Below are 20,605 nucleotides of genomic sequence, written 5' to 3' on the forward strand. Positions count from 1 at the left end.
CGGAACCGATCACGGTTCCGGGCCCTTGGCTCAGCCGACTACTTGGGCTGCGGCTTGCGCACCGTCAGGTGCAGCTCCTTCAGCCGTGCCTCCTCCAGCTCCGTCGGCGCGCCCATCATCAGGTCCTGGGCGTTGCCGTTGAGCGGGAAGGCGATCGTCTCGCGGATGTTCGGCTCGTCGGCGAGCAGCATGACGATGCGGTCGACGCCGGGCGCGATGCCACCGTGCGGCGGGGCGCCGAAGCGCAGCGCGCGCAGCATGCCGGCGAACTTCTCCTCGACGGTCTCGCGGTCGTAGCCGGCGATCTCGAAGGCCTTGAGCATGATCTCGGGCTCGTGGTTCCGGATCGCGCCGGAGGACAGCTCCACGCCGTTGCAGACGATGTCGTACTGCCAGCCCAGGATGTCCAGCGGGTCCTGGTTCTCCAGGGCCTCCAGGCCGCCCTGCGGCATGGAGAACGGGTTGTGCGAGAAGTCGATCGCGCCGGTCTCCTCGTCCTTCTCGTACATCGGGAAGTCGACGATCCAGCAGAACCGGAAGACGCCCTCCTCGAAGTGCCCGGCCCGCTTGGCGGCCTCGACCCGCACCGCGCCCATGATCTTCGAAACCTCGTCGAACTCGCCCGCGCCGAAGAACACGGCGTGACCGGCCTCCAGGCCGAGGCGCTCGGTGAGGACCTTGACGTTCTCCTCGGTGAGGAACTTGGCGATCGGGCCGGTCAGCGAGCCGTCCTCGGCGACACGGACCCAGGCCAGGCCCTTGGCGCCCTGCGAGACCGCGAAGTCACCGAGCTGGTCGAAGAACTTGCGGGGCTGCGCGGAGACGTCCGGCACCGGCAGCGCGCGCACGTGCTTGCCGGCGAACGCCTTGAACTCCGAGCCCTCGAACACGTCCGTGATGTCGACGAGCTCCAGCTGGGCGCGCAGGTCCGGCTTGTCCGAGCCGTACTTCAGCATCGCCTCGCGGAACGGGATCCGCCGGAACGGGGACGTGACATGGCGGCCGTTGCCGAACTCCTCGAACAGCTCGGTCATGAGCTGCTCGATCGGCTGGAAGACGTCCTCCTGCTCGACGAAGCTCATCTCGACGTCGAGCTGGTAGAACTCGCCCGGCGAGCGGTCCGCACGCGCGTCCTCGTCGCGGAAGCAGGGCGCGATCTGGAAGTAGCGGTCGAAGCCGGAGATCATCAGCAGCTGCTTGAACTGCTGGGGGGCCTGCGGCAGGGCGTAGAACCTGCCCGGGTTCAGCCGGGAGGGGACGACGAAGTCACGGGCGCCCTCGGGGGAGGTCGCGGACAGGATCGGCGTCGCCATCTCGTTGAAGCCCAGCGCCGTCATCTTGTGGCGGATCGCCGAGATGACCGACGTACGCAGCAGGATGTTGCGGTGCATGCGCTCGCGGCGCAGGTCCAGGAAGCGGTACTCCAGGCGCCGCTCCTCGTTGACCCCGTCCTCGGTGTTGATCGTGAAGGGCAGCGGGGCGGCCGCGCCGAGCAGCTCGACCTCGCCGACCTCGACCTCGATCTCACCGGTGGGCAGCTCGGAGTTGATGTTCTCGGCGCCGCGGGAGACGACCTTGCCGTCGACGCGGACGGTGGACTCCTTGGAGAGCTTGTCGAGAGCCTCGTAGGAGGGCGTGCCGGGACGGGCGACGAGCTGCGTGATGCCGTAGTGGTCGCGCAGATCGATGAAGAGGATGCCGCCCAGGTCGCGCCGATTGTGCAGCCAGCCACTCAGTCGGACGTCGGTGCCGACGTCAGAGGAGCGGAGCTCGCCGCAGGTGTGGGACCTGTACCGATGCATCGTCGTTCATCCAGTCTTCGCGGATCGGGGGGCCTGTTTCACGTGAAACTTTCCGTGAAACTCCCCCCAGCCTACCGGGGACCCCAAGATCGGCTCCCCACCATTTGGCGGCGCCCGCGGCCCCTTCCCGACCAGGTGTCCCATACAGCTTCGGTGGCAGTGTGCGATCACCTCTTCTTAGAGTGGGGCAATGCGCACTGGTGAGCCCCTGCCCGCCGTGGGGGAGGTTCTCGCCGCCCTCGCGACCGGACTGTGGCACTGGAACACCGCCACGGGACTGGTCACGGTCGACGCGGAGGCGGCACGGCTGCTCGGGCTGCCCGCCGAACAGGCCACCCTCAGCCAGGCCCAGGTGCGCGCCCGCCTGCACCCGGTCGACTGGAACGAGATCAGCGGGGTGATCCAGCTCTCCGTGGCCGAGGGCACGCTCGGTGAGGCACGGGTGCGGATCATGGACGAGCGGGGCCGGGTGATCCGGCTCGGCCGCAGCCGCTTCCATGCGTCCTTCGACCGTGAGAAGAAGTCGTACGAGGTGACGGGCTCCCTCCAGGAGGTCACCGAACCGGTGCCGGGCACCTCGGCCGGCCGTACGGCGGTCACCGGCGACTGGCGGCGCTCCCGGGAGGCGTTCCTGCTGGACGCGGGCCGGGCGCTGGCCGAGGCACGGTCGACGGCGGAGGTGCTGCGGGTCGCGGCGGGGCTGTCGATGCCGGGGTTCTCACCGGACGGACTCGCGGTGTTCGGCGTCACGGGCGATCGCCTGACGATCATCGGCCATCACGGCCACCAGCCCGGCGACGAAAGCCCCTTTACACACATGGCCCTGGGGACGGACTACCCGGCCGCCGAGGTCGTCCGCACCGGCCGTGCGGTCTATCTCTCCTCACCCGAGCGGTACAAGGACCGCTACCCGGTCACCTGGCCGCTGGCCGCGCACTTCAACCGGCAGTCCTGGGCGTTCCTGCCGCTGACCGTGGCGGGCCGCACGATGGGCGCCTGGATGGCTGCGTTCACCTATCCGGTCGCGTTCACGCCCGACGAGCGGTCCGTGCTGACGACGGTGGCCCGCATGCTCGCCCAGGCCCTCTCCCGCGCCGAGGCCGCCGAGTCCGCACGGGAGCTGACGGACGGCCTCCAGCGCTCGATGCTCCCTCAGCTGGGCCCCGAGATACCGGGCATGACCGTGGCTGCACGCTATGTCCCGACCGGCGGCGGGCTTCAGGTCGGCGGCGACTGGTACGACATGATCCCGCTGCCTGGGGGCACCTCCCGGACGAAGTCCGGGGAAGGCCGCTTCGCCCTCGTCATCGGTGACGTCCAAGGCCATGACGTACGGGCCGCGGGTTTGATGGGCCAGCTGCGGATCGCGCTGCGCGCCTACGCCTCCGAGGGCCATCGCCCCGACGCCGTCCTCTCCCGCGCCTCGCGCTTCCTGCACGGGATGACGTTCGGCTCCCTCGACGAGGACCCGACCGACCTGCGCTTCGCGACCTGCCTGTACGTCGAGGTCGACCCCACGACCGGGCTGCTGGACATCGCCCGCGCCGGCCACCCGGACCCGGCGATCCGCATGATCGACGGCACGGTGCTCGCCCGCCCGACGGCCGGCGGCCTCCCGCTCGGCATCGACCCGGACGCCGACTACCCGACGACCCGGATCACGCTGGAACCCGGCGAGACCATGCTGATCTGCACGGACGGCCTGATCGAGACCGGCGGCCACGACCTGGAGACCGGCTGGAAGCGCATCCGCGCGATCCTCGAGGAGCACGACGGCGACCTGGAGGCACTCGCCGACGCCCTCGTCCAGGCCGTTCACGGCCCGTCCTCCCACCACACCACCGGCCCGCTCGCCGACCGGCGCGAGGACGACATAGCGGTACTGCTGTTGCGGCGGCAGGGGGAGGGGGGCGGCTGCGGTGACCCGGTGGGCGTACAGCCGACGGTCCGGCGCACCATGCTGTCGGTGGCGCAGGCCGAGCCGGAGCGGGTCGCGGTGGCCCGCCAGCAGCTGCGGGAGCTGCTGCACGACTGGGCCTGCGACGACCAGGTCGACTCGGCTGTCCTGCTGCTCTCCGAGACGCTGACGAACGTCCTCGTCCACACCGACGCCGACGCCCTGCTGCTGGCCGAGGTGCGGGGCGAGCAGGGGGACCGCCGGATGCGCGTCGAGGTGACGGACACCAGCGACGACCTGCCGCACATGCGCCGCCCCGGGGAACTGGCGTCGTCCGGGCGGGGCCTGATGCTGATCGAGCTGCTGGCGCACGCCTGGGGCGTGGACCCGCGGGGCGAGGGCAAGAGCATCTGGTTCGAGTTCTACGAGTCCGAGGGCGCCGGGGGTGCGGGCGGGCCGGGGGGCGCGGACGGCTCCGAGGGCTCCGAGTCGCCGTAGCGCTCCCTGAGTTCGTGTACGACCGCGGTGGCGGCTGCGGTGAGCGGCACGGCGAGCAGCATGCCGAGGATGCCGGCCACGGAGGCCCCCGCGGTGATCGTCACCATGACGACGGCCGGGTGCATCTGGACGGTCCGGCTCTGGATCACCGGCGTCAGCACATGCCCCTCCAGCTGCTGCACGGCGAGCACGATGCCCGTCACCCACAGCGCGATGACGAAACCCCTGTCGGCCAACGCGACCAGCACGGCGACTGCTCCCGAGATGAAGGCGCCGAGATAGGGGATGTAGGCCCCGATGAAGACGAGCGCACCAAGCCCGACCGCACCCGGCACGTCGAGGATCAGCAGTCCGACGGTGATGCAGACGGCATCGATGAAGGCGATGAAGGTGGTCCCCCGCATGAACCCCTCCACCGCCCGGAAGGCGCGCCTGGCCATGGCCTCCACGAGGTCCCCGCTGTTACGGGGCACCACGGACCGCACGGCATCGGCGGCCCGGTCGGAGTCCCGCAGGAAGAAGAAGACGAGCAGCAGCGCGAGCACGGCGATGGCGATGGTCTCGCCCACGACACTGACCCCGCTGATGACCCCGGAGGCGGCCGTCCCGCCGAACTTGGTGAGTAGCTCCTTGGAGTTGGTGGCGAGGTCATCCAGCGAGGTTCCGGCGGCCCCGAAGTGCTCGGCCAGGTCCTGGCCCGCCTGCTTGAGCGAGGCGACGATCTGGTCCCCGCTGTCGACGATCGCGGCGGCGACGATGTAGACGGTCCCGCCCACGACGGCCACCACGGCGACACAGGTGAGCGCGGCGGCCACCGACCGGTTCACCTTGGCCTTCACCAGCCGCCGGTGCAGCGGCCCGAGCAGCGCCGTCCCGAGCATGGCGAGGAGGACGGGCACCACGGCCGTACTGAACTCCACGGCCAGCCGGATCCCGACGTAGACGACCCCGGCGACCAGCAACACGACGACGCACCAGGCGGCGAGCCGCCGTACGGGATCGGGGAGCAGCGGGGTGGGGGCCTGCACGGTTCCAGCGGATCATGCACGGGGCGATGCTGTCGTGCGCGGGCGGACCGGGTGGGTGACGGGACGACGGAAGGCCCGCAGCCGCACCGGGGGGCGGAGGCGGGCCTTCTCGTGTCGGCGGGTCAGGCGTGTGTCGCGGATCAGGCGGGTCAGGCCTTGGACGGGCCGTCCGCGCTCATCCCGTGCACGGCCGGGATCGTGCCGAGCCGGCCCTTCTGGAAGTCGTCGAAGGCCTGCTGGAGTTCGTCACGGGTGTTCATGACGAACGGGCCGTAGTGGGCCATCGGCTCCCGGATCGGCTGTCCGCCGAGGAGGACGACCTCCAGGTCCGGGGTGTGGGAGTCCTGCTTCTCGTCGGCGCGGACGGTCAGGGAACCGCCGTTGCCGAAGACCGCCGTCTGGCCCAGCTGGATCGGGCGGCGCTCGGCACCCACGCTGCCGCGGCCCGCGAGGACGTACGCGAGGCCGTTGAAGTCCTCTCGCCACGGCAGCGTGATCTCCGCGCCCGGAGCCAGCGTCGCGTGGATCATCGTGATCGGGGTGTGGGTGACACCGGGACCCTGGTGGCCGTCCAGCTCGCCCGCGATGACGCGCAGCAGCGCGCCGCCGTCGGGGGTGGTGAGCAGCTGGACGTTGCCGCCGCGGATGTCCTGGTAGCGCGGGGCCATCATCTTGTCCTTGGCCGGGAGGTTCACCCACAGCTGCAGGCCGTGGAAGAGGCCGCCGGACATGACGAGGGACTCCGGCGGGGCCTCGATGTGGAGGAGTCCGCTGCCTGCCGTCATCCACTGGGTGTCGCCGTTGGTGATGGTCCCGCCGCCGCCGTTGCTGTCCTGGTGGTCGAAGATCCCGTCGATGATGTACGTGACGGTCTCGAAGCCGCGGTGCGGGTGCCAGGGGGTGCCCTTGGGCTCGCCCGGCGCGTACTCCACCTCGCCCATCTGGTCCATCATGATGAACGGGTCCAGGTGGCGGTAGTTGATCCCGGCGAACGCACGGCGCACCGGGAAGCCCTCACCCTCGAAACCACTCGGCGCGGTCGTGACGGTCAGCACGGGACGGGCCACGGCGTCCGCGGGCGCGGCCACGCGCGGCAGCGTCAGCGGGTTCTCGACGGTCACTGCAGGCATGTCGGTACCTCCTTGTGCGTCCACTTTAGTTGAGCATTGAACTTCTTGCTACCCCTAACGGGAAGAACCCGGAGGGCATTCCCTCCGGGCACAGCCGAAGGCCGACACCCGGAGGGGGCGCCGGCCTTCATCACAAGGACCCGGTGTTGCGGGAGCGGCTCAGTGTGCCAGGAAGAGCGCGGACTTGAAGGTCAGACGACCGGTTCGAGCCGCTTGCCGGCCGTGGGGTCCGACTGGTCCGTTCCGGCCGTGCCGTCCGCGGCGTCCGGCTTCTTCCGGTCGTCCCGCATCACCAGCGTCGCCAGCAGCGCCGCCGCCAGGACACCGATCGCGCTGACCGTGAAGGTGGTGGACATCGAGGCGGTGAAGGCCTCGCGGGCCGCCGCGACCAGACCGGCGTCACCGCCGGCCACCGCCCCGGCGATCGAGTGCTTCGCCTCCTCCGGCGCCCCCTCGGGCATCCGGTCCGCGAAGCCGCTCGACAGCAGCGAGCCCAGGATCGCGATGCCGAGTGCGGTGCCGGCCTGCTGGATGGTGTCGTTCAGGGCCGAGCCGACGCCCGCCTTGTCCTCGGGGATGGTGCCCATCAGCGCGCCGACCGCGGCCGGCATCGCGAGGCCGGCGCCCAGGCCGAGCAGACCGAGCGCCACCGCCGGGACCGTGAAACCGGAGTCCGCCGAGACCGTGGCCATGAGGGCGAAGCAGGCCACCATCACCAGCATCCCCGCGAGGATCACCCACCTGTTGCCGTACTTCGCGGCGAGCTTGACGCCCACGCCGTTGCCGAGCAGCGCGGTGATCGCCAGCGGCAGGAAGGCGAGGCCCGCCTTGAGGGGCGAGTAGCCGAGCACGAACTGCAGGTACTGGGTGAGGACCAGCAGCAGACCGCCGTTGCCGATCTGCACGAGCGCCAGCGAGAGCGAACCGCCGCTGAAGTTGCGGTGCTTGAACAGGACCAGCGGGACCATCGGCGACTTGGTGACGTTCTCCCAGACCACGAAGCCGGCCAGGGAGGCGACCGCCGCCACCAGGGTGACCGTGGAACGCCCGCCCAGCGCACCGTGCTGCGGAAGCTCGATGATCCACCAGACCAGGGCCGTCATCCCGACCGCCGACAGCACCGCACCCAGCGGGTCCGCCTTCTGCCAGGGCGCCCTGGACTCCGGCATCAGCGCCAGGGCGGCGACGATCGCGAGCGCCACGATCGGCACGTTGATGAAGAAGATCGACTGCCAGGAGAAGTGGTCGATCAGGACGCCGCCCAGCACCGGGCTCCCGACCAGGCCGAGCATGGACACCGAGCTCCAGGCCGCCATCGCCTTGCCGCGCTCCTCCTCGTCGAAGACGGTGATGAGGATCGACAGGGTGGACGGCATGATCAGGGCCCCGCCGACACCCATCGCGACGCGTGCGGCGATCACCTCGCCGGGGCTGGTGCACCAGGTCGCGACCAGTGAGGCCGCCCCGAAGAGCAGGAGCCCGATCAGCATCACCTTCCGGCGCCCGAACCGGTCGCCCAGGCTGCCGGAGGTGAGCAGGAGGCCGGCGAAGACCAGGATGTAGGAGTCCAGGATCCACTGGGTGTCCTGGGCGCTCGCCCCGATGTCCCCGGTCATCACGGGCACCGCGACGGTCAGCGCCATGCTGTCGACGACCAGCACGAGCGTGCTCAGGCAGAGCACGATCAGGATCCACCAGCGGCGTGGATCACGCGTTTCCTTGACGTCCATGACGTTCCCCTCCATGACGCTCTCCCCGGCTTCGTGAACACCGTTCCTTCGATGCGAACACTGTACGCACAAAGGAACAGTGTTCGCAACTACCGATTCCTGTACGCTTGATGCGAACGATGTACGCAGGGATGCGAAGGAGTGCCGATGGCCGCCAGGACGACGAAGCAGAGCTCCATCCCCTCCGTCTGGGCCCGCCCCCAGCGCGAGTCCGACCAGCCGGCGCTCAGCCGCGCCACGATCGTGCGTGAGGCGATCGCCATGCTGGACGCGGAGGGTGTCGAGGCGCTGAGCATGCGCAAGCTCGCGACCCGGCTCAACGCCGGCGCCGCCTCCCTCTACCGGCACGTCGCCACCAAGGACGAGCTGATGGAGCTGGCCGTGGACGAGGTCGCGGCCGAGATCCACGTACCGCCGGCCGACAGCCCCGACTGGCGCACGGCGGTCGCGGAGGCGGCCCACTCGTTCCGTACGACGGCGCTACGGCACCCGTGGCTGTCGTCGGTTCTCGGCCAGGCCGGGCTGGCCTACCTCGGCCCCAACCTGATGTCGTACTCGGAGCGGCTCGCCGCTCTGTTCACGGCAGCCGGCTTCCAGGACCCCAACGGCGCGATCGACGCCGTCCTGTCGTACGTCATCGGCATGAGCACCACCGAGGGCGCCTGGCTCATCACGGTCGCCCGCTCCGGCGAGACCGAGGCCGACTTCATCGCCCGCCTCATGCCCGCCGCTCAGCAGGCCGTCGCGGAACACGAGCACCTGGCCCGGGGGTACGCAGAGACCGCACGGGTGACCACGGACCCCGTCGCGCTGCGCGACGCCAAGTTCGCCCATGCCCTGGACATCGTCCTCGACGGCCTGGCGCTACGGCTCAGGTGAGACGGGCCGCCGCTCGACCGTCGCCGGGGCAGGTGCGACGGCCGTGGATAGGGTGACGGCATGTACACGCGGGTGCCCGGAAGCAGATTCACGGCGGTGGCGGCGATGGCCGTGCTGGCCCTGACCGGGTTTTCGTCGGGTTGTGGTCACGAGGGCCGCGGCGATTCCCGTTCGGCCGGCGGCTCGTCCGGCAGTGACGCGCATGACTCCGGGACAAGTACCGGTGGCAGCGGCGGCGGTACGCACCTCGCGCAGCCCACTCGCCGTTCCACCCCCACGGCGTCCCTCGCCAGCGAACCCGCCCGGCCCCTGAAGGACGGCACCGCGGTGCTCATCAGCTGCGCGAGCACGGACGATCCGTACGCGATTGTCGACATCAGAAATCCGAACGCACGCGACGCCGTCTTCACCGTGAAGATCAGCTTCAAGGACGAGCACGGCTTCACCATGATCGACACGCGAGATCAAGTGTCGGTGCCCGCGAAGGACACGACGACCTACCGCCGGGCCATGGCCGGCGCGGGGCCCCTGGACGAGATCGCTCGCTGCGAGGTCGATCCGCGGGCCACTGCCGACCGGTGACGGCCCGCGGCACCCACCGCGTCCGGAAACCGGGACAGGGCGCAGGTCAGCCGTACATGCGCCGCATCGCGAACTCGACCATCTGCTCCACGGCCTTCGCGTCGAAGACCATGCGGTGCTCGCCCTCCATGTCGAGGACGCAGCCGTAGCCGGTCGGCAGCAGGTCGATCACCTCGGCGCCGGTGATGACGAAGTACTTGGACTCCTTGCCCGCGTACCGGCGCAGCTCCTTCAGCGAGGTGAACATCGGGATCACCGGCTGCTGGGTGTTGTGCAGGGCGAGGAAGCCCGGGTTGTCTCCGCGCGGGCAGTAGACCTTCGACGTCGCGAAGACCTGCTGGAAGTCCTCGGCGGACATCTGCCCGGTGGTGAAGGCCCGCACCGCGTCCGCGAGCGAGGGCGGTGACGGCTCGGGGTACAGGGGAGGCTGCTGGCCATAGCCGCCGACGCCGCCGGCCATGGGCTGCTGCGGCGAGGCGTACTGCTGCTGAGCGCCGACGTTCTGGTCGTAGCCGTACATGGACGCAAGCGTACCGAGAGCGGTGGGGAGAGCGGGCCGGTACCGGGGCCGCTTCGACGGCTCGGGCAAAACCGACAGCGAGTTGACAGCCGTCGTACTGCCTTCCGACAGCCGTCCCTCACTAGCGTCTGTCGTATCGGGAGTATCGGCAGGGGTGCCTGAACGGCACCGCACCAGCGAGGGGACAGCCATGGGCCGACACCACGCCGACGAGGTCCACGTCGGCGGAGTCCACGAGCACGACAGAGGGCTCTCGTACGACCTTCCCGTCCTCGCCCGCCGGCGCATGATCCGGCTGGTGGCGGGCGCGAGCCTGGTCCCGCTGGTGGGCTGCACCTCGCAGGACGGGACTCCGGCGTCGTCCTCGGCCTCCTCCGCCAAGGGCTCCGCGTCGTCGTCCGCGTCGTCCGCCGAGTGCGCGACCATCCCGGACGAGACCGCCGGGCCCTTCCCCGGCGACGGCTCGAACGGCGTGAACGTCCTCAAGGAGAGCGGTGTCGTCCGCAGCGACATCACCAGCAGCTTCGGCGACTCCGCGGGCGGCACCGCCGAGGGCGTGCCCCTGACCGTCACTCTCACGGTGGTCGACGCCGCCTCCGGGTGCGGGACGCCGAAGAAGGGCGCCGCGGTCTACATCTGGCACTGCGACCGGGCGGGCGACTACTCGCTGTACTCCGAGGGCGTCACCGACGAGAACTGGCTGCGCGGCGTCCAGGAGGCCGACGGCTCGGGCCAGGTCACCTTCCGGAGCATCTTCCCCGGGTGTTACGCGGGCCGCTGGCCGCACATCCACTTCGAGGTCTACGGCAGCCTGACGGACGCCACGGCGGCCACGTCCATCACCAGCACCTCGCAGCTCGCCTTCCCGAAGGACGTCTGCGACACGGTCTACGCCACGGACGGCTACGACGAGAGCATGCGCAACCTCAGCAGCCTCTCCCTGGACACGGACGGCATCTTCAGCGACGGTTACGACCGGCAGCTGGCCGCGATGAAGGGCAACGCGGCGGAGGGTTACACGGCGACACTGACGGTTCCGGTGTGACCTGTCACAGATTGCGGATCGGGGTTGCGTCTTATTACTGACGGGTAGCATCATCGTAGCTACTTGTTGGTACGTGAACTAGCGCGAGGAACCAAGTGCCTCGCCGACCCTCTACGGAGCCGTGACCATGGGGCACTACAAGTCGAACCTCCGCGACATCGAGTTCAACCTCTTCGAGGTACTCGGACGCGACAAGCTGTACGGCACGGGTCCGTTCGAGGAGATGGACGTCGAGACCGCGAAGAGCATCCTCGAGGAGCTGACCCGGCTCGCGGAGAACGAGCTGGCGGAGTCCTTCGCCGACGCCGACCGCAACCCGCCGGTCTTCGACCCCGAGACGAACACCGCGCCCGTCCCGGCGTCCTTCAAGAAGAGCTACAAGGCCTTCATGGACTCCGAGTACTGGCGTCTCGGCCTGCCCGAGGCCATCGGTGGCACCACCTCCCCCCGCTCCCTGATCTGGGCGTACGCGGAGCTGCTGCTCGGCTCGAACCCGGCCGTGTGGATGTACTGCTCCGGCCCGGCGTTCGCCGGCATCCTCTACGAGGAGGGCAACGAGGTCCAGAAGAAGATCGCCCAGATCGCCGTCGACAAGACCTGGGGCTCCACCATGGTCCTCACCGAGCCGGACGCCGGCTCGGACGTGGGCGCCGGCCGCGCCAAGGCGGTCCAGCAGGAGGACGGCTCCTGGCACATCGAGGGCGTGAAGCGTTTCATCACGTCCGGTGAGCACGACATGGAGGAGAACATCCTCCACTACGTTCTCGCCCGCCCCGAGGGCCACGGCCCCGGCACCAAGGGCCTGTCGCTCTTCCTCGTCCCGAAGTACCTGTTCGACTTCGAGACCGGCGAGCTGGGCGAGCGCAACGGCGTCTACGCCACGAACGTCGAGCACAAGATGGGCCTGAAGGCCTCCAACACCTGCGAGATGACCTTCGGCGACCAGCACCCCGCCAAGGGCTGGCTGATCGGCGACAAGCACGACGGCATCCGCCAGATGTTCCGCATCATCGAGTTCGCCCGCATGATGGTCGGCACGAAGGCGATCTCCACGCTGTCGACGGGCTACCTGAACGCGCTGGAGTACGCCAAGGAGCGCGTCCAGGGTCCGGACCTGGCGAACTTCATGGACAAGACCGCGCCCAAGGTCACCATCACTCACCACCCCGACGTCCGCCGCTCGCTGATGACGCAGAAGGCGTACGCGGAGGGCATGCGCGCGCTGGTGCTCTACACGGCGTCCATCCAGGACGAGATCCAGGTCAAGGAGGCCGCCGGCGAGGACGCCTCCACGCTGGAGGCCCTGAACGACCTGCTCCTGCCGATCGTGAAGGGCTACGGCTCCGAGAAGGGCTACGAGCAGCTCGCCCAGTCGCTGCAGACCTTCGGCGGCTCCGGGTTCCTCCAGGAGTACCCGATCGAGCAGTACATCCGCGACGCCAAGATCGACACCCTGTACGAGGGCACGACGGCGATCCAGGGGCAGGACTACTTCTTCCGGAAGATCGTCCGCAACCAGGGCGCCGCGCTGAACTCGCTCGCCGAGGACATCAAGAAGTTCCTGGCGCTCGGTGAGGGCGGCGAGGAGCTGGCCGGAGCCCGCGAGCACCTCGCGAAGGCCGCCGTCGAGCTGGAGGCGATCGTCGGTCTGATGCTGACCGACCTCGCGGCCACCGAGCAGGACGTCAAGAACATCTACAAGGTGGGCCTGAACACCACCCGCCTGCTGCTGGCCTCCGGTGACGTGGTCGTCGGCTACCTGCTGCTCAAGGGCGCCACGGTCGCCGCCGAGAAGCTGGAGACGGCCTCCGCCAAGGACAAGGCCTTCTACACCGGCAAGATCGCGGCGGCGAAGTTCTTCGCGGCCAACGTCCTGCCGGGCGTCACCGGCGCGCGCAAGCTCGCCGAGGGCGTCGAGCTGGACCTGATGGAGCTGGACGAGGCCGCCTTCTAGTCGGCCCCTTCCACTCGGCGAAGGCGGCGAAGGCGGCGAAGGGACGCCGCCACCGCCCCTTTCAAGCCACCTGTTCCAGTCACTCACGGACATTCCACATCGCCCTTACGAGGGCCCGCTCCCCTTCACCGGGAGCGGGCCCTCGTACGTCGTTAAGGTGAACCCATGAGCGAACCCCCCCGCTTCGACCGCGGCCACACCGACGACCTCATGTCCTTCCTGGCGGCGAGCCCGACGCCGTACCACGCCGTGGCGAACACCGCCGAACGGCTGGAAAAGGCCGGATTCAGGCAGGTCTCGGAGACGGACGCCTGGGACGGAACGAGCGGCGGCAAGTACGTGCTGCGCGGTGGCGCGATCGTGGCCTGGTACGTCCCCGAGGGCGCGGCGCCCCACACGCCGTACCGGATCGTCGGCGCGCACACGGACTCCCCCAACCTGCGCGTGAAGCCGCTGCCCGACACCGGTGCGCACGGCTGGCGGCAGGTGGCCGTGGAGATCTACGGCGGACCGCTCCTCAACTCCTGGCTCGACCGCGACCTGGGCATCGCGGGCCGGCTGACGCTGCGGGACGGTACGACACAGCTGGTGAACGTGGACCGGCCGCTGCTGCGCGTCCCCCAACTCGCCATCCACCTGGACCGTTCCGTGTCGGCGGAGGGGCTCAAGCTCGACAAGCAGCGGCATCTGCAGCCCATTTGGGGCCTTGGCAGCGATGTGCGCGACGGCGATCTGATCGCCTTCCTCGAGGAGACGGCCGGGCTCGCGGCGGGCGAGGTCGCCGGCTGGGACCTGATGGTGCACTCCGTGGAGCCGCCTGCCTACCTGGGCCGCGACAAGGAACTCGTCGCGGGCCCGCGCATGGACAACCTGCTCTCGGTCCACGCCGGAACCGCGGCGCTGGCCGCGGTGGCCGGCTCGGGCGCCGCACTGCCGTACATCCCGGTGCTGGCCGCCTTCGACCACGAGGAGAACGGCTCGCAGAGCGACACGGGTGCCGACGGCCCGCTGCTGGGCGGCGTCCTGGAGCGCTCGGTGTTCGCGCGCGGAGGGTCGTACGAGGACCGGGCGCGGGCCTTCGCCGGCACGGTCTGTCTGTCCTCCGACACGGGCCACGCGGTCCACCCCAACTACGCGGAGCGCCACGACCCGACGCACCACCCGCGCGTCAACGGCGGGCCGATCCTGAAGGTCAACGTCAACAACCGCTACGCGACCGACGGCTCGGGCCGGGCGGTGTGGGCGGCGGCCTGCGAGAAGGCCGACGTGCCCTTCCAGTCCTTCGTCTCCAACAACTCCATGCCCTGCGGCACGACGATCGGCCCGATCACCGCGGCCCGGCACGGCATCAAGACCGTCGACATCGGCGTGGCGATCCTCTCCATGCACAGCGCGCGGGAGTTGTGCGGCGCGGAAGACCCGTGGCTGCTGGCGAACTCGTTGGTGGCGTTCCTGGAGGGGTAGTTCCCGGGCGGTGGGGTACCCGCCTCCGACCGGAACCACCGGACCGGACAGGGAGGCGACAACTCATGGGCCTCGGCGGGTGCATCATCCTCATCGCCGCAGGAGCCATCCTCACGTTTGCAACGGACTGGGAGATGGAGGGGGTCAATCTCGACCTGGTCGGGATCATCCTCATGATCGTGGGGCTCATCGGCGTCACGACGTTCAGCAGCATCGCCAGGCGCAAGCGCGTGGTGGTCCCGCCGACGACACCGGTCGTCGGCCAGGAGCCCCAGCATCGGAGGGACGGCTACAGCGACGGTTACGGCGTCTGAGACTCCGCCCCGCTGTCCATCCCGGCGAGCACCAACGGGAGCCGGTCCGCGCCGGTCCCGGTCACGCGGACCGGCACACCCCAGTCCTGCTGATGGACGTGGCAGGCGGGGTATTCGTTGGCGGAACCCGCGGCGGAGCCACTGTCGGATGCTGTGTCGCAGGACGCCGCCATCGCCGAGACGTGCAGGACGCCCTCGGCGATCTCGGGGTTGAGGTGGAGGGTGCGGGCGAGACCGGTGTCCGCACCCTCGCCCGAGAGCAGCAGCTCGGGCGGGGTGGCGGAGACCAGGAGCCGCGTCGCCGGGCCGTATCGGGTGTCGAGCTTCTGGCCTGCCGGCGCCTGGAAGATCACGTCCAACTGAAGCCTGCCGGGGGCGACTTCGGTGGCGGCGCGCCGGGTGCGGTGGGCGACCGCATCCACGCGCACGGCCTCCTCCGGCAGGCGCAGCCGGGTCAGCCGGTGCCCGGCCGACTCCACCACCACGATCTCGTCCCCGACGAGCACGGCGTCCGACGGCTCCCGCAGATCCGTGGCCAGGGTGGTGACCTGGCCGCTCGCGGGGTCGTAGCGGCGCAGGGCGTGGTTGTAGGTGTCGCTGATCGCGACCGAGCCGTCGGGCAGAGCGGTCACGCCCAACGGGTGCTGCAACAGGGCCTGTTCCGCGGCACCGTCGCGGTGCCCGAAGTCGAACAGGCCGGTGCCCACGGCGGTGTGGACGGTGCCGTCGAGCTCGACCCGGCGCAGGGCGCTCGTCTCGGAGTCGGCGAGCCAGAGACGCTCCCCGTCGGGGGATACGGCGAGGCCGGACGGCTGGGCGAACCAGGCCTCGGCGCCGGGACCGTCGACCAGGCCCTCGTTGGTCGTGCCGGCTGTGACGGACACTGTGCCGTCGGCCGGGTCGTACGCCCACAGCTGGTGGACGCCGGCCATGGCGATCCACACCCTCCCGGCGAAGACGGCCACGTCCCACGGTGACGACAGGTCCACCTCGCGCGCGGGACCGGACGTGGGCGAGCCCTGCCACCACTGCCTGCCGGTGCCCGCGAGCGTGCTGACCTCGCCGGTGGCGAGGTCGAGGCGGCGCAGAGCGTGGTTGACGGTGTCGGCGACGACGGCCGTCGTCCCGTCGAGGAGGGCGAGGCCCTGCGGCTCGCTGAAGGCCGCCGTGCGGGCCGGACCGTCGGCGAAGGCGCGCGTGCCGGAACCGATCCGGCGCACGACCGTCTCCCCGTCCGCGTCCAGCTCCACCAGCTGATGCCGGGTGGTGTCACTGACCAGGAAGTTCCCGCTCGGCAGCAGTAGTGCCTTGCCCGGGAAACGCAAGGAGGTCGGCTCCGGCTCCGGCGCGACATACGGGCCGTCCCCGCGCCGCAGCGTCCCCTTCTCCTCGTGCTCGGCCTCCAACTCGGTCACGAGTCGCTCGATCGCATGCACATGCCCCTCCCCGGCGTGCTGCGCGACGACGTACCCCTCCGGATCGATCACGACGAGCGTCGGCCACGCCCGCACCGCGTACTGCTTCCAGGTGGCCAGCTCGGGGTCGTCGAGCACCGGATGCTCGACGCCGTACCGCTCCACGGCATCGACGACGGCCTGATGCTCGGCCTCGTGGACGAACTTCGGGGAGTGGACACCGATGACGACCACCGTGTCCCGGTGCTTCTCCTCCAGCTCTCTGAGCTCGTCCAGGACGTGCAGGCAGTTGATGCAGCAGAAGGTCCAGAAGTCCAGGATGACGATGCGTCCGCGCAGGTCGACGAGGGAGTACGAGCGGTCGCCCGTGTTCAGCCAGCCGCCGTCGCCGACCAGCTCGGGGGCGCGGACGCGGACGCGTCGAGGTGCGGAGTCGTTCATGCCCCCCAGGGTGCCACCGGCCACTGACAGTCAGGTCAGCGCATGCCCGGTGGTCGCGTCCACATGGTCCGGAACCTCGTCGTGGTGGTCGCCGACGGTCAGGGTGCCCGTGGGTTCGAAGAGAAGGATGGCCGTGGGGGCGGGGGCGTACGGCTTGTGTTCGGTGCCGCGGGGGACCGTGAAGACGGCGCCCCTGGGGAGGACGACCGTGCGCTCGCCCTGGGGCTCGCGCAGGGCGATGTGCAGTTCGCCGTCCAGGACCAGGAAGAACTCGTCGGTGTGGTCGTGGACGTGCCAGACGTGCTCGCCGTCGACCTTGGCGACGCGGACGTCGTAGTCGTTGACGGCCGTGACGATCCGGGGGCTCCAGGTCTGCGTGAAGGAGGCGAGGGCCTCTTCCAGGGAGATGGCCTGGGAGATGGGCTGGGAGACGGGCTGGGAGACGGGCCGGGAGACGGGCTGGGAGATGGGTTCCATGCGCTCATCGTGCGGGTGGTACCCGCGCCGCACGAGTGCTAGGAATCGCATATGGCGCAAGGATCCTCTCAGCAGCCCTCGGCGCACCGCGTCGCCGTGATCGTCGACGAGGGCACCAACCCCTTCGAGGTCGGCGTCGCCACCGAGCTGTTCGGACTGCCGCGGCCCGAGCTGGGCCTCGCCGGGCCGCTGTACGACGTGACGCTGTGCACGCCCACGCCCGAGGTCCGGATGAACCACGGCTTCTTCACGCTGACCGGCGTGCCCGGACTGGAGGCGGTCGACGCGGCGGACACCCTCGTCGTGCCCGGCCGTCCGGACAACGTCGTGCCGCGCGGCGCCGCCGTGCTCGACGCCATCCGGCGCAGCCACGCGCGCGGGGCCCGCGTCATGAGCCTGTGCACCGGCAGCTTCGCGCTCGCCGAGGCCGGGCTGCTCGACGGACGCCGCGCCACCACCCACTGGCGCTGGGCCGACACCTTCCGCGCGCTGCACCCCGAGGTCCTGCTGGAACCGGACGTGCTCTTCGTCGACGAGGGCGACATCCTGACCGCCGCGGGCAGCGCCGCAGCGCTCGACCTGTGCCTGCATGTCGTACGGCGCGACCATGGCGCCGAAGTCGCCAACGCGGTCTCTCGCAGGCTCGTGTTCGCCGCACACCGTGACGGCGGGCAGAAGCAGTTCGTGGAGCGGCCGGTGCCGGACGTGCCGGACGAGTCGCTGGCGCCCCTGCTGGCGTGGGCGCAGCAGCGGCTGGGCGAGCCGCTGACGGTGGCGGGCCTGGCGGCGCGGGCGGCGGTGTCGCCGGCCACCCTGCACCGCCGTTTCCGGGCGCAGCTCGGGACGACCCCGCTGGCCTGGCTGACGGGGGAGCGCGTGGCACTGGCGTGCCGGCTGATCGAGCGCGGGGAGGAACGGCTCGACGTGGTGGCGGCCAGGTGCGGGCTCGGCACCGCGGCGAACCTACGCGCGCGCGTGCGCCGCGACACGGGACTCAGCCCGTCGGCCTACAGACGGCGTTTCGGACCGGGCGGCGGGGAACCCCTCGTGTCATGAGATTCCTCGTACGCGACCGGCTCCTCGGCTTCGGTGACGACTACTGGATCGAGGACGACCGGGGCAACAAGGTGTTCCTCGTCGACGGCAAGGCGATGCGGCTGCGGGACACCTTCGAGCTGAAGGACACCCAGGGGCGCGTCCTCATCGACATCCACCAGAAGATGCTCGCCCTGCGCGACACGATGGTGATCGAGCGGGCCGGTGAACCGCTCGCCACGATCCGCCGCAAGCGGCTGTCCCTGCTGCGCAACCACTACCGGGTGTCCCTGGCGGACGGCAGCACGGAACTCGACGTCAGCGGCAAGATCCTCGACCGCGAGTTCGCCGTCGAGTACGACGGCGAGCTGCTGGCCGTCGTATCCCGCCGGTGGCTGCACGTGCGGGAGACCTACGGCGTGGACGTCGTACGGGACGACGCGGATCCGGCGCTGCTGATCGCGGTGGCGGTGTGCGTGATCCACCTGGCGGAGAAGGAGCGAGGGGACGACGACTGACGGATGGCTGCCCCCGGGGGGGGGAGGGGGACGGTACGGCGTCAGCGACGCGGCGGCGTCAGCCCCAGCATCCGGTCCTTGAGCGCCGGGAACCGATCCCGCGTCACCGCGACCTTCCCCGGGTCGAACTCCACCGTGAGGACCTGCTCCCCCGCACCGGCCTGCGCCAGCACCTCGCCCCACGGATCGACCACGATCGAGTGACCGGCCTGCGGAACTCCCGCGTGCGTCCCGGCCGTTCCACAGGCGAGCACGAACGCCTGGTTCTCCACCGCCCGCGCCTGAGCCAGCAGCGTCCAGTGCGCCCGGCGGCGCTCCGGCCAGCCCGCCGGGACGACCAGGGTCTCGGCGCCGGCGTCGACGAGGCCGCGGAAGAGTTCGGGGAAGCGGAGGTCGTAGCACGTGGCCACACCAAGGGTCGTCTCGGGCAGCCGGACCGTCACCAGTTCGTCGCCCGCGCCCATCAGCACCGCCTCGCCCTTGTCGAAGCCGAAGCGATGGATCTTGCGGTATGCGGCGGCCAGATCACCCGAGGGGGAGAAGACGAGAGAGGTGTTGTAGAGCGCTCCGTCAGGGTCCCGTTCGGGGATCGAGCCCGCGTGCAGCCACACGCCCGCGTCGCTCGCGGCCTTCGCCATCGCCTCGTGCGTGGGCCCTTCGAGCGGCTCGGCCCCGCTGCCGAAGTCCTCGTAGGCGAACGCCCCGGTGGTCCACAGCTCGGGCAGGACGACCAGATCCGCGCCCGCCTGTTCCCGCACGAGCGAGGCGACCCTCAGCCGACGCGATTCGACCGATTCGCCCTCATTGACGTCGATCTGAAGCAGAGAGGCGCGCACACTACCACCGTCCTGGCATTCGAGCGGTCCACACGGGCATCCACGCGGGGCCTACGATCGTCACACGAAAGCACTGCCGGGGTGCCTCACAGCAGCGTAACTTAGCGTTTCAAGACACCCGCCGCCGCCCACTGGCACCGCCGCCACAACCTGCCCGCGTACCGACGTTCCAACCGCCGAGGGGTCCCGTTTCCGTGAGTCTGCATCCCACCCTCCAGCCCTACGCCGACGCCTGGACCCACTCCATCGAAGCGATATCCGAGCTGGTGACGCCGCTTGTGGAGGGCGAGTGGAATCGGCGCACGCCCTGCCCCGGCTGGTCCGTCCGCGACGTCGTGTCCCATGTCATCGGACTGGACTGCGAGATGCTCGGCGACCCGCGTCCCATCCACACGCTTCCGCGCGACCTCTTCCACGTCACGAACGACAGCCAGCGCTACATGGAGATGCAGGTCGACGTCCGCCGCCACCACACGGCGCCGGAGATGACGTCCGAGCTGGAGTACACGGTCATCCGCCGCAACCGCCAGCTGCGCAACGAGTCCCGCGACCCCGGCACGAAGGTGCGCGGCCCGCTGGGGGCGGAGCTCACCCTCGAGGAGTCGATGCGCACCCACGCGTTCGACATCTGGGTCCACGAACAGGACCTGCGCGCGGCCCTCGGCCGCCCCGGCAACCTCGACTCCCCCGGCGCGCACGTCGCCCGTGACGTCCTGCTGTCCAAGCTGCCCGACATCATCGCCACCAAGGCGGACGCGCCCCGCAGTTCGGCGATCGTCCTCGACGTGCACGGTCCGATCGAGTTCCTGCGCACGATCCGCATCGACATCCAGGGCCGCGGCACCCTCGAAACGGCCCCCGCGCTGGGCCCCGCCGCCACCCTCACCCTCGACTGGGAGACCTACGTCCGCCTGGCCTGCGGCCGCATCACGCCGGAGGCCGCGGCGGACCGGCTGAAGTCGGAGGGCGACGCGGACCTGACCGCGGCGATCCTGCGGAACTTCACGGTCACGCCGTAGGAATCCAATCCCGTCGGGCGC

18 protein-coding genes are annotated in these 20,605 nt (G+C 70.3%); 10 read left to right on the forward strand and 8 right to left on the reverse strand.

Translation table 11 applies throughout. The annotated features are described in order from the left end of the window. Positions 1-38: 38 nt before the first annotated feature. Positions 39-1,802, reverse strand: coding sequence for an aspartate--tRNA ligase (gene aspS / locus ACZ7L5_RS15200; protein WP_471517008.1), 1,764 nt, complete (start codon positions 1,800-1,802; stop codon positions 39-41). Between the two features lie 190 nt (positions 1,803-1,992). On the opposite strand from aspS, the gene ACZ7L5_RS15205 reads away from it, so the two are divergent. Continuing rightward, positions 1,993-4,197: an ATP-binding SpoIIE family protein phosphatase gene (locus ACZ7L5_RS15205; RefSeq protein ID WP_471517009.1), complete on the forward strand. Its 2,205-nt coding sequence runs from the start codon at positions 1,993-1,995 to the stop codon at positions 4,195-4,197. Here ACZ7L5_RS15205 and ACZ7L5_RS15210 read toward each other — a convergent pair. The 3 genes from ACZ7L5_RS15210 to ACZ7L5_RS15220 all read right to left on the reverse strand — a co-directional run bounded on the left by ACZ7L5_RS15210 (position 4,122) and on the right by ACZ7L5_RS15220 (position 8,100). Then, on the reverse strand, positions 4,122-5,225 hold the full coding sequence (locus tag ACZ7L5_RS15210) for an AI-2E family transporter (protein WP_471517010.1): 1,104 nt from the start codon (positions 5,223-5,225) through the stop codon (positions 4,122-4,124). The genes ACZ7L5_RS15205 and ACZ7L5_RS15210 overlap by 76 nt on opposite strands. A gap of 149 nt (positions 5,226-5,374) precedes the next feature. Beyond that, positions 5,375-6,355, reverse strand: a complete 981-nt coding sequence (locus ACZ7L5_RS15215; RefSeq protein ID WP_471517011.1) for a pirin family protein — start codon at positions 6,353-6,355, stop codon at positions 5,375-5,377. 191 nt (positions 6,356-6,546) lie between these two features. Beyond that, a complete protein-coding gene (locus ACZ7L5_RS15220) occupies positions 6,547-8,100 on the reverse strand; it encodes an MFS transporter (protein ID WP_471517012.1) in 1,554 nt (517 codons plus the stop codon). A 132-nt stretch (positions 8,101-8,232) separates the two neighbouring features. Between ACZ7L5_RS15220 and ACZ7L5_RS15225 the strand changes: the two genes are divergently transcribed. Next, positions 8,233-8,964 (forward strand): TetR/AcrR family transcriptional regulator, encoded by a 732-nt coding sequence (locus ACZ7L5_RS15225; RefSeq protein WP_471517013.1) that lies wholly within the window; start codon positions 8,233-8,235, stop codon positions 8,962-8,964. 60 nt (positions 8,965-9,024) lie between these two features. Further along, positions 9,025-9,546: a hypothetical protein gene (locus tag ACZ7L5_RS15230; RefSeq protein ID WP_471517014.1), complete on the forward strand. Its 522-nt coding sequence runs from the start codon at positions 9,025-9,027 to the stop codon at positions 9,544-9,546. 46 nt (positions 9,547-9,592) lie between these two features. Here the strand turns inward: ACZ7L5_RS15230 and ACZ7L5_RS15235 are convergent, their stop codons facing one another. Beyond that, positions 9,593-10,066 carry an SseB family protein gene (locus ACZ7L5_RS15235; RefSeq protein ID WP_328880457.1) on the reverse strand — a complete coding sequence of 158 codons (474 nt, stop codon included), beginning with the start codon at positions 10,064-10,066 and terminating at the stop codon, positions 9,593-9,595. A 190-nt stretch (positions 10,067-10,256) separates the two neighbouring features. Between ACZ7L5_RS15235 and ACZ7L5_RS15240 the strand changes: the two genes are divergently transcribed. The 4 genes from ACZ7L5_RS15240 (at position 10,257) to ACZ7L5_RS15255 (ending at position 14,843) form a co-directional block, all read left to right on the forward strand. Beyond that, complete coding sequence (locus ACZ7L5_RS15240) at positions 10,257-11,111, forward strand: intradiol ring-cleavage dioxygenase (RefSeq protein ID WP_471517015.1); 855 nt, start codon at positions 10,257-10,259, stop codon at positions 11,109-11,111. 127 nt (positions 11,112-11,238) lie between these two features. Next, on the forward strand, positions 11,239-13,065 hold the full coding sequence (locus ACZ7L5_RS15245) for an acyl-CoA dehydrogenase (RefSeq protein ID WP_365055555.1): 1,827 nt from the start codon (positions 11,239-11,241) through the stop codon (positions 13,063-13,065). A gap of 165 nt (positions 13,066-13,230) precedes the next feature. Further along, entirely contained in the window at positions 13,231-14,529 is a 1,299-nt protein-coding gene (locus ACZ7L5_RS15250; protein ID WP_471517016.1) for a M18 family aminopeptidase, read from the forward strand. 65 nt (positions 14,530-14,594) lie between these two features. After that, positions 14,595-14,843 (forward strand): DUF6458 family protein, encoded by a 249-nt coding sequence (locus ACZ7L5_RS15255; RefSeq protein WP_328880461.1) that lies wholly within the window; start codon positions 14,595-14,597, stop codon positions 14,841-14,843. On the opposite strand, the gene ACZ7L5_RS15260 is transcribed toward ACZ7L5_RS15255, so the two are convergent. Beyond that, positions 14,831-16,699 (reverse strand): thioredoxin-like domain-containing protein, encoded by a 1,869-nt coding sequence (locus ACZ7L5_RS15260; RefSeq protein WP_471517017.1) that lies wholly within the window; start codon positions 16,697-16,699, stop codon positions 14,831-14,833. The genes ACZ7L5_RS15255 and ACZ7L5_RS15260 overlap by 13 nt on opposite strands. A 30-nt stretch (positions 16,700-16,729) precedes the next feature. After that, the gene (locus ACZ7L5_RS15265) at positions 16,730-17,176 is read right to left on the reverse strand and encodes a cupin domain-containing protein (protein ID WP_471517018.1); all 447 of its coding nucleotides are present in this window, start codon (positions 17,174-17,176) and stop codon (positions 16,730-16,732) included. Between the two features lie 51 nt (positions 17,177-17,227). Between ACZ7L5_RS15265 and ACZ7L5_RS15270 the strand changes: the two genes are divergently transcribed. Both ACZ7L5_RS15270 and ACZ7L5_RS15275 read left to right on the forward strand, forming a co-directional pair. Continuing rightward, positions 17,228-18,232, forward strand: coding sequence for a helix-turn-helix domain-containing protein (locus ACZ7L5_RS15270; RefSeq protein WP_471517019.1), 1,005 nt, complete (start codon positions 17,228-17,230; stop codon positions 18,230-18,232). Further along, positions 18,229-18,729: an LURP-one-related/scramblase family protein gene (locus ACZ7L5_RS15275; protein ID WP_328880465.1), complete on the forward strand. Its 501-nt coding sequence runs from the start codon at positions 18,229-18,231 to the stop codon at positions 18,727-18,729. The genes ACZ7L5_RS15270 and ACZ7L5_RS15275 overlap by 4 nt, the downstream gene beginning before the upstream one ends. A 41-nt stretch (positions 18,730-18,770) precedes the next feature. Here the strand turns inward: ACZ7L5_RS15275 and ACZ7L5_RS15280 are convergent, their stop codons facing one another. Continuing rightward, on the reverse strand, positions 18,771-19,565 hold the full coding sequence (locus tag ACZ7L5_RS15280) for a carbon-nitrogen family hydrolase (protein ID WP_471517020.1): 795 nt from the start codon (positions 19,563-19,565) through the stop codon (positions 18,771-18,773). A gap of 194 nt (positions 19,566-19,759) precedes the next feature. Here ACZ7L5_RS15280 and ACZ7L5_RS15285 point away from each other — a divergent pair, with 194 nt between their 5' ends. Beyond that, the gene (locus ACZ7L5_RS15285; protein WP_328880467.1) at positions 19,760-20,584 is read left to right on the forward strand and encodes a maleylpyruvate isomerase family mycothiol-dependent enzyme; all 825 of its coding nucleotides are present in this window, start codon (positions 19,760-19,762) and stop codon (positions 20,582-20,584) included. The last annotated feature ends 21 nt before the right edge of the window (positions 20,585-20,605 follow it).

The organism is Streptomyces sp. NPDC107528, assembly GCF_055639295.1.

What these genes read in the sequence shown, in the direction of transcription:
- aspS (WP_471517008.1), bottom strand. Translation starts at nt 1,802, where the DNA reads ATGCATCGGTACAGGTCCCACACCTGCGGCGAGCTCCGCTCCTCTGAC.
- ACZ7L5_RS15205 (WP_471517009.1), top strand. Translation starts at nt 1,993, where the DNA reads ATGCGCACTGGTGAGCCCCTGCCCGCCGTGGGGGAGGTTCTCGCCGCC.
- ACZ7L5_RS15215 (WP_471517011.1), bottom strand. Translation starts at nt 6,355, where the DNA reads ATGCCTGCAGTGACCGTCGAGAACCCGCTGACGCTGCCGCGCGTGGCC.
- ACZ7L5_RS15220 (WP_471517012.1), bottom strand. Translation starts at nt 8,100, where the DNA reads ATGGAGGGGAACGTCATGGACGTCAAGGAAACGCGTGATCCACGCCGC.
- ACZ7L5_RS15225 (WP_471517013.1), top strand. Translation starts at nt 8,233, where the DNA reads ATGGCCGCCAGGACGACGAAGCAGAGCTCCATCCCCTCCGTCTGGGCC.
- ACZ7L5_RS15230 (WP_471517014.1), top strand. Translation starts at nt 9,025, where the DNA reads ATGTACACGCGGGTGCCCGGAAGCAGATTCACGGCGGTGGCGGCGATG.
- ACZ7L5_RS15235 (WP_328880457.1), bottom strand. Translation starts at nt 10,066, where the DNA reads ATGTACGGCTACGACCAGAACGTCGGCGCTCAGCAGCAGTACGCCTCG.
- ACZ7L5_RS15240 (WP_471517015.1), top strand. Translation starts at nt 10,257, where the DNA reads ATGGGCCGACACCACGCCGACGAGGTCCACGTCGGCGGAGTCCACGAG.
- ACZ7L5_RS15245 (WP_365055555.1), top strand. Translation starts at nt 11,239, where the DNA reads ATGGGGCACTACAAGTCGAACCTCCGCGACATCGAGTTCAACCTCTTC.
- ACZ7L5_RS15250 (WP_471517016.1), top strand. Translation starts at nt 13,231, where the DNA reads ATGAGCGAACCCCCCCGCTTCGACCGCGGCCACACCGACGACCTCATG.
- ACZ7L5_RS15255 (WP_328880461.1), top strand. Translation starts at nt 14,595, where the DNA reads ATGGGCCTCGGCGGGTGCATCATCCTCATCGCCGCAGGAGCCATCCTC.
- ACZ7L5_RS15260 (WP_471517017.1), bottom strand. Translation starts at nt 16,699, where the DNA reads ATGAACGACTCCGCACCTCGACGCGTCCGCGTCCGCGCCCCCGAGCTG.
- ACZ7L5_RS15265 (WP_471517018.1), bottom strand. Translation starts at nt 17,176, where the DNA reads ATGGAACCCATCTCCCAGCCCGTCTCCCGGCCCGTCTCCCAGCCCGTC.
- ACZ7L5_RS15270 (WP_471517019.1), top strand. Translation starts at nt 17,228, where the DNA reads ATGGCGCAAGGATCCTCTCAGCAGCCCTCGGCGCACCGCGTCGCCGTG.
- ACZ7L5_RS15275 (WP_328880465.1), top strand. Translation starts at nt 18,229, where the DNA reads ATGAGATTCCTCGTACGCGACCGGCTCCTCGGCTTCGGTGACGACTAC.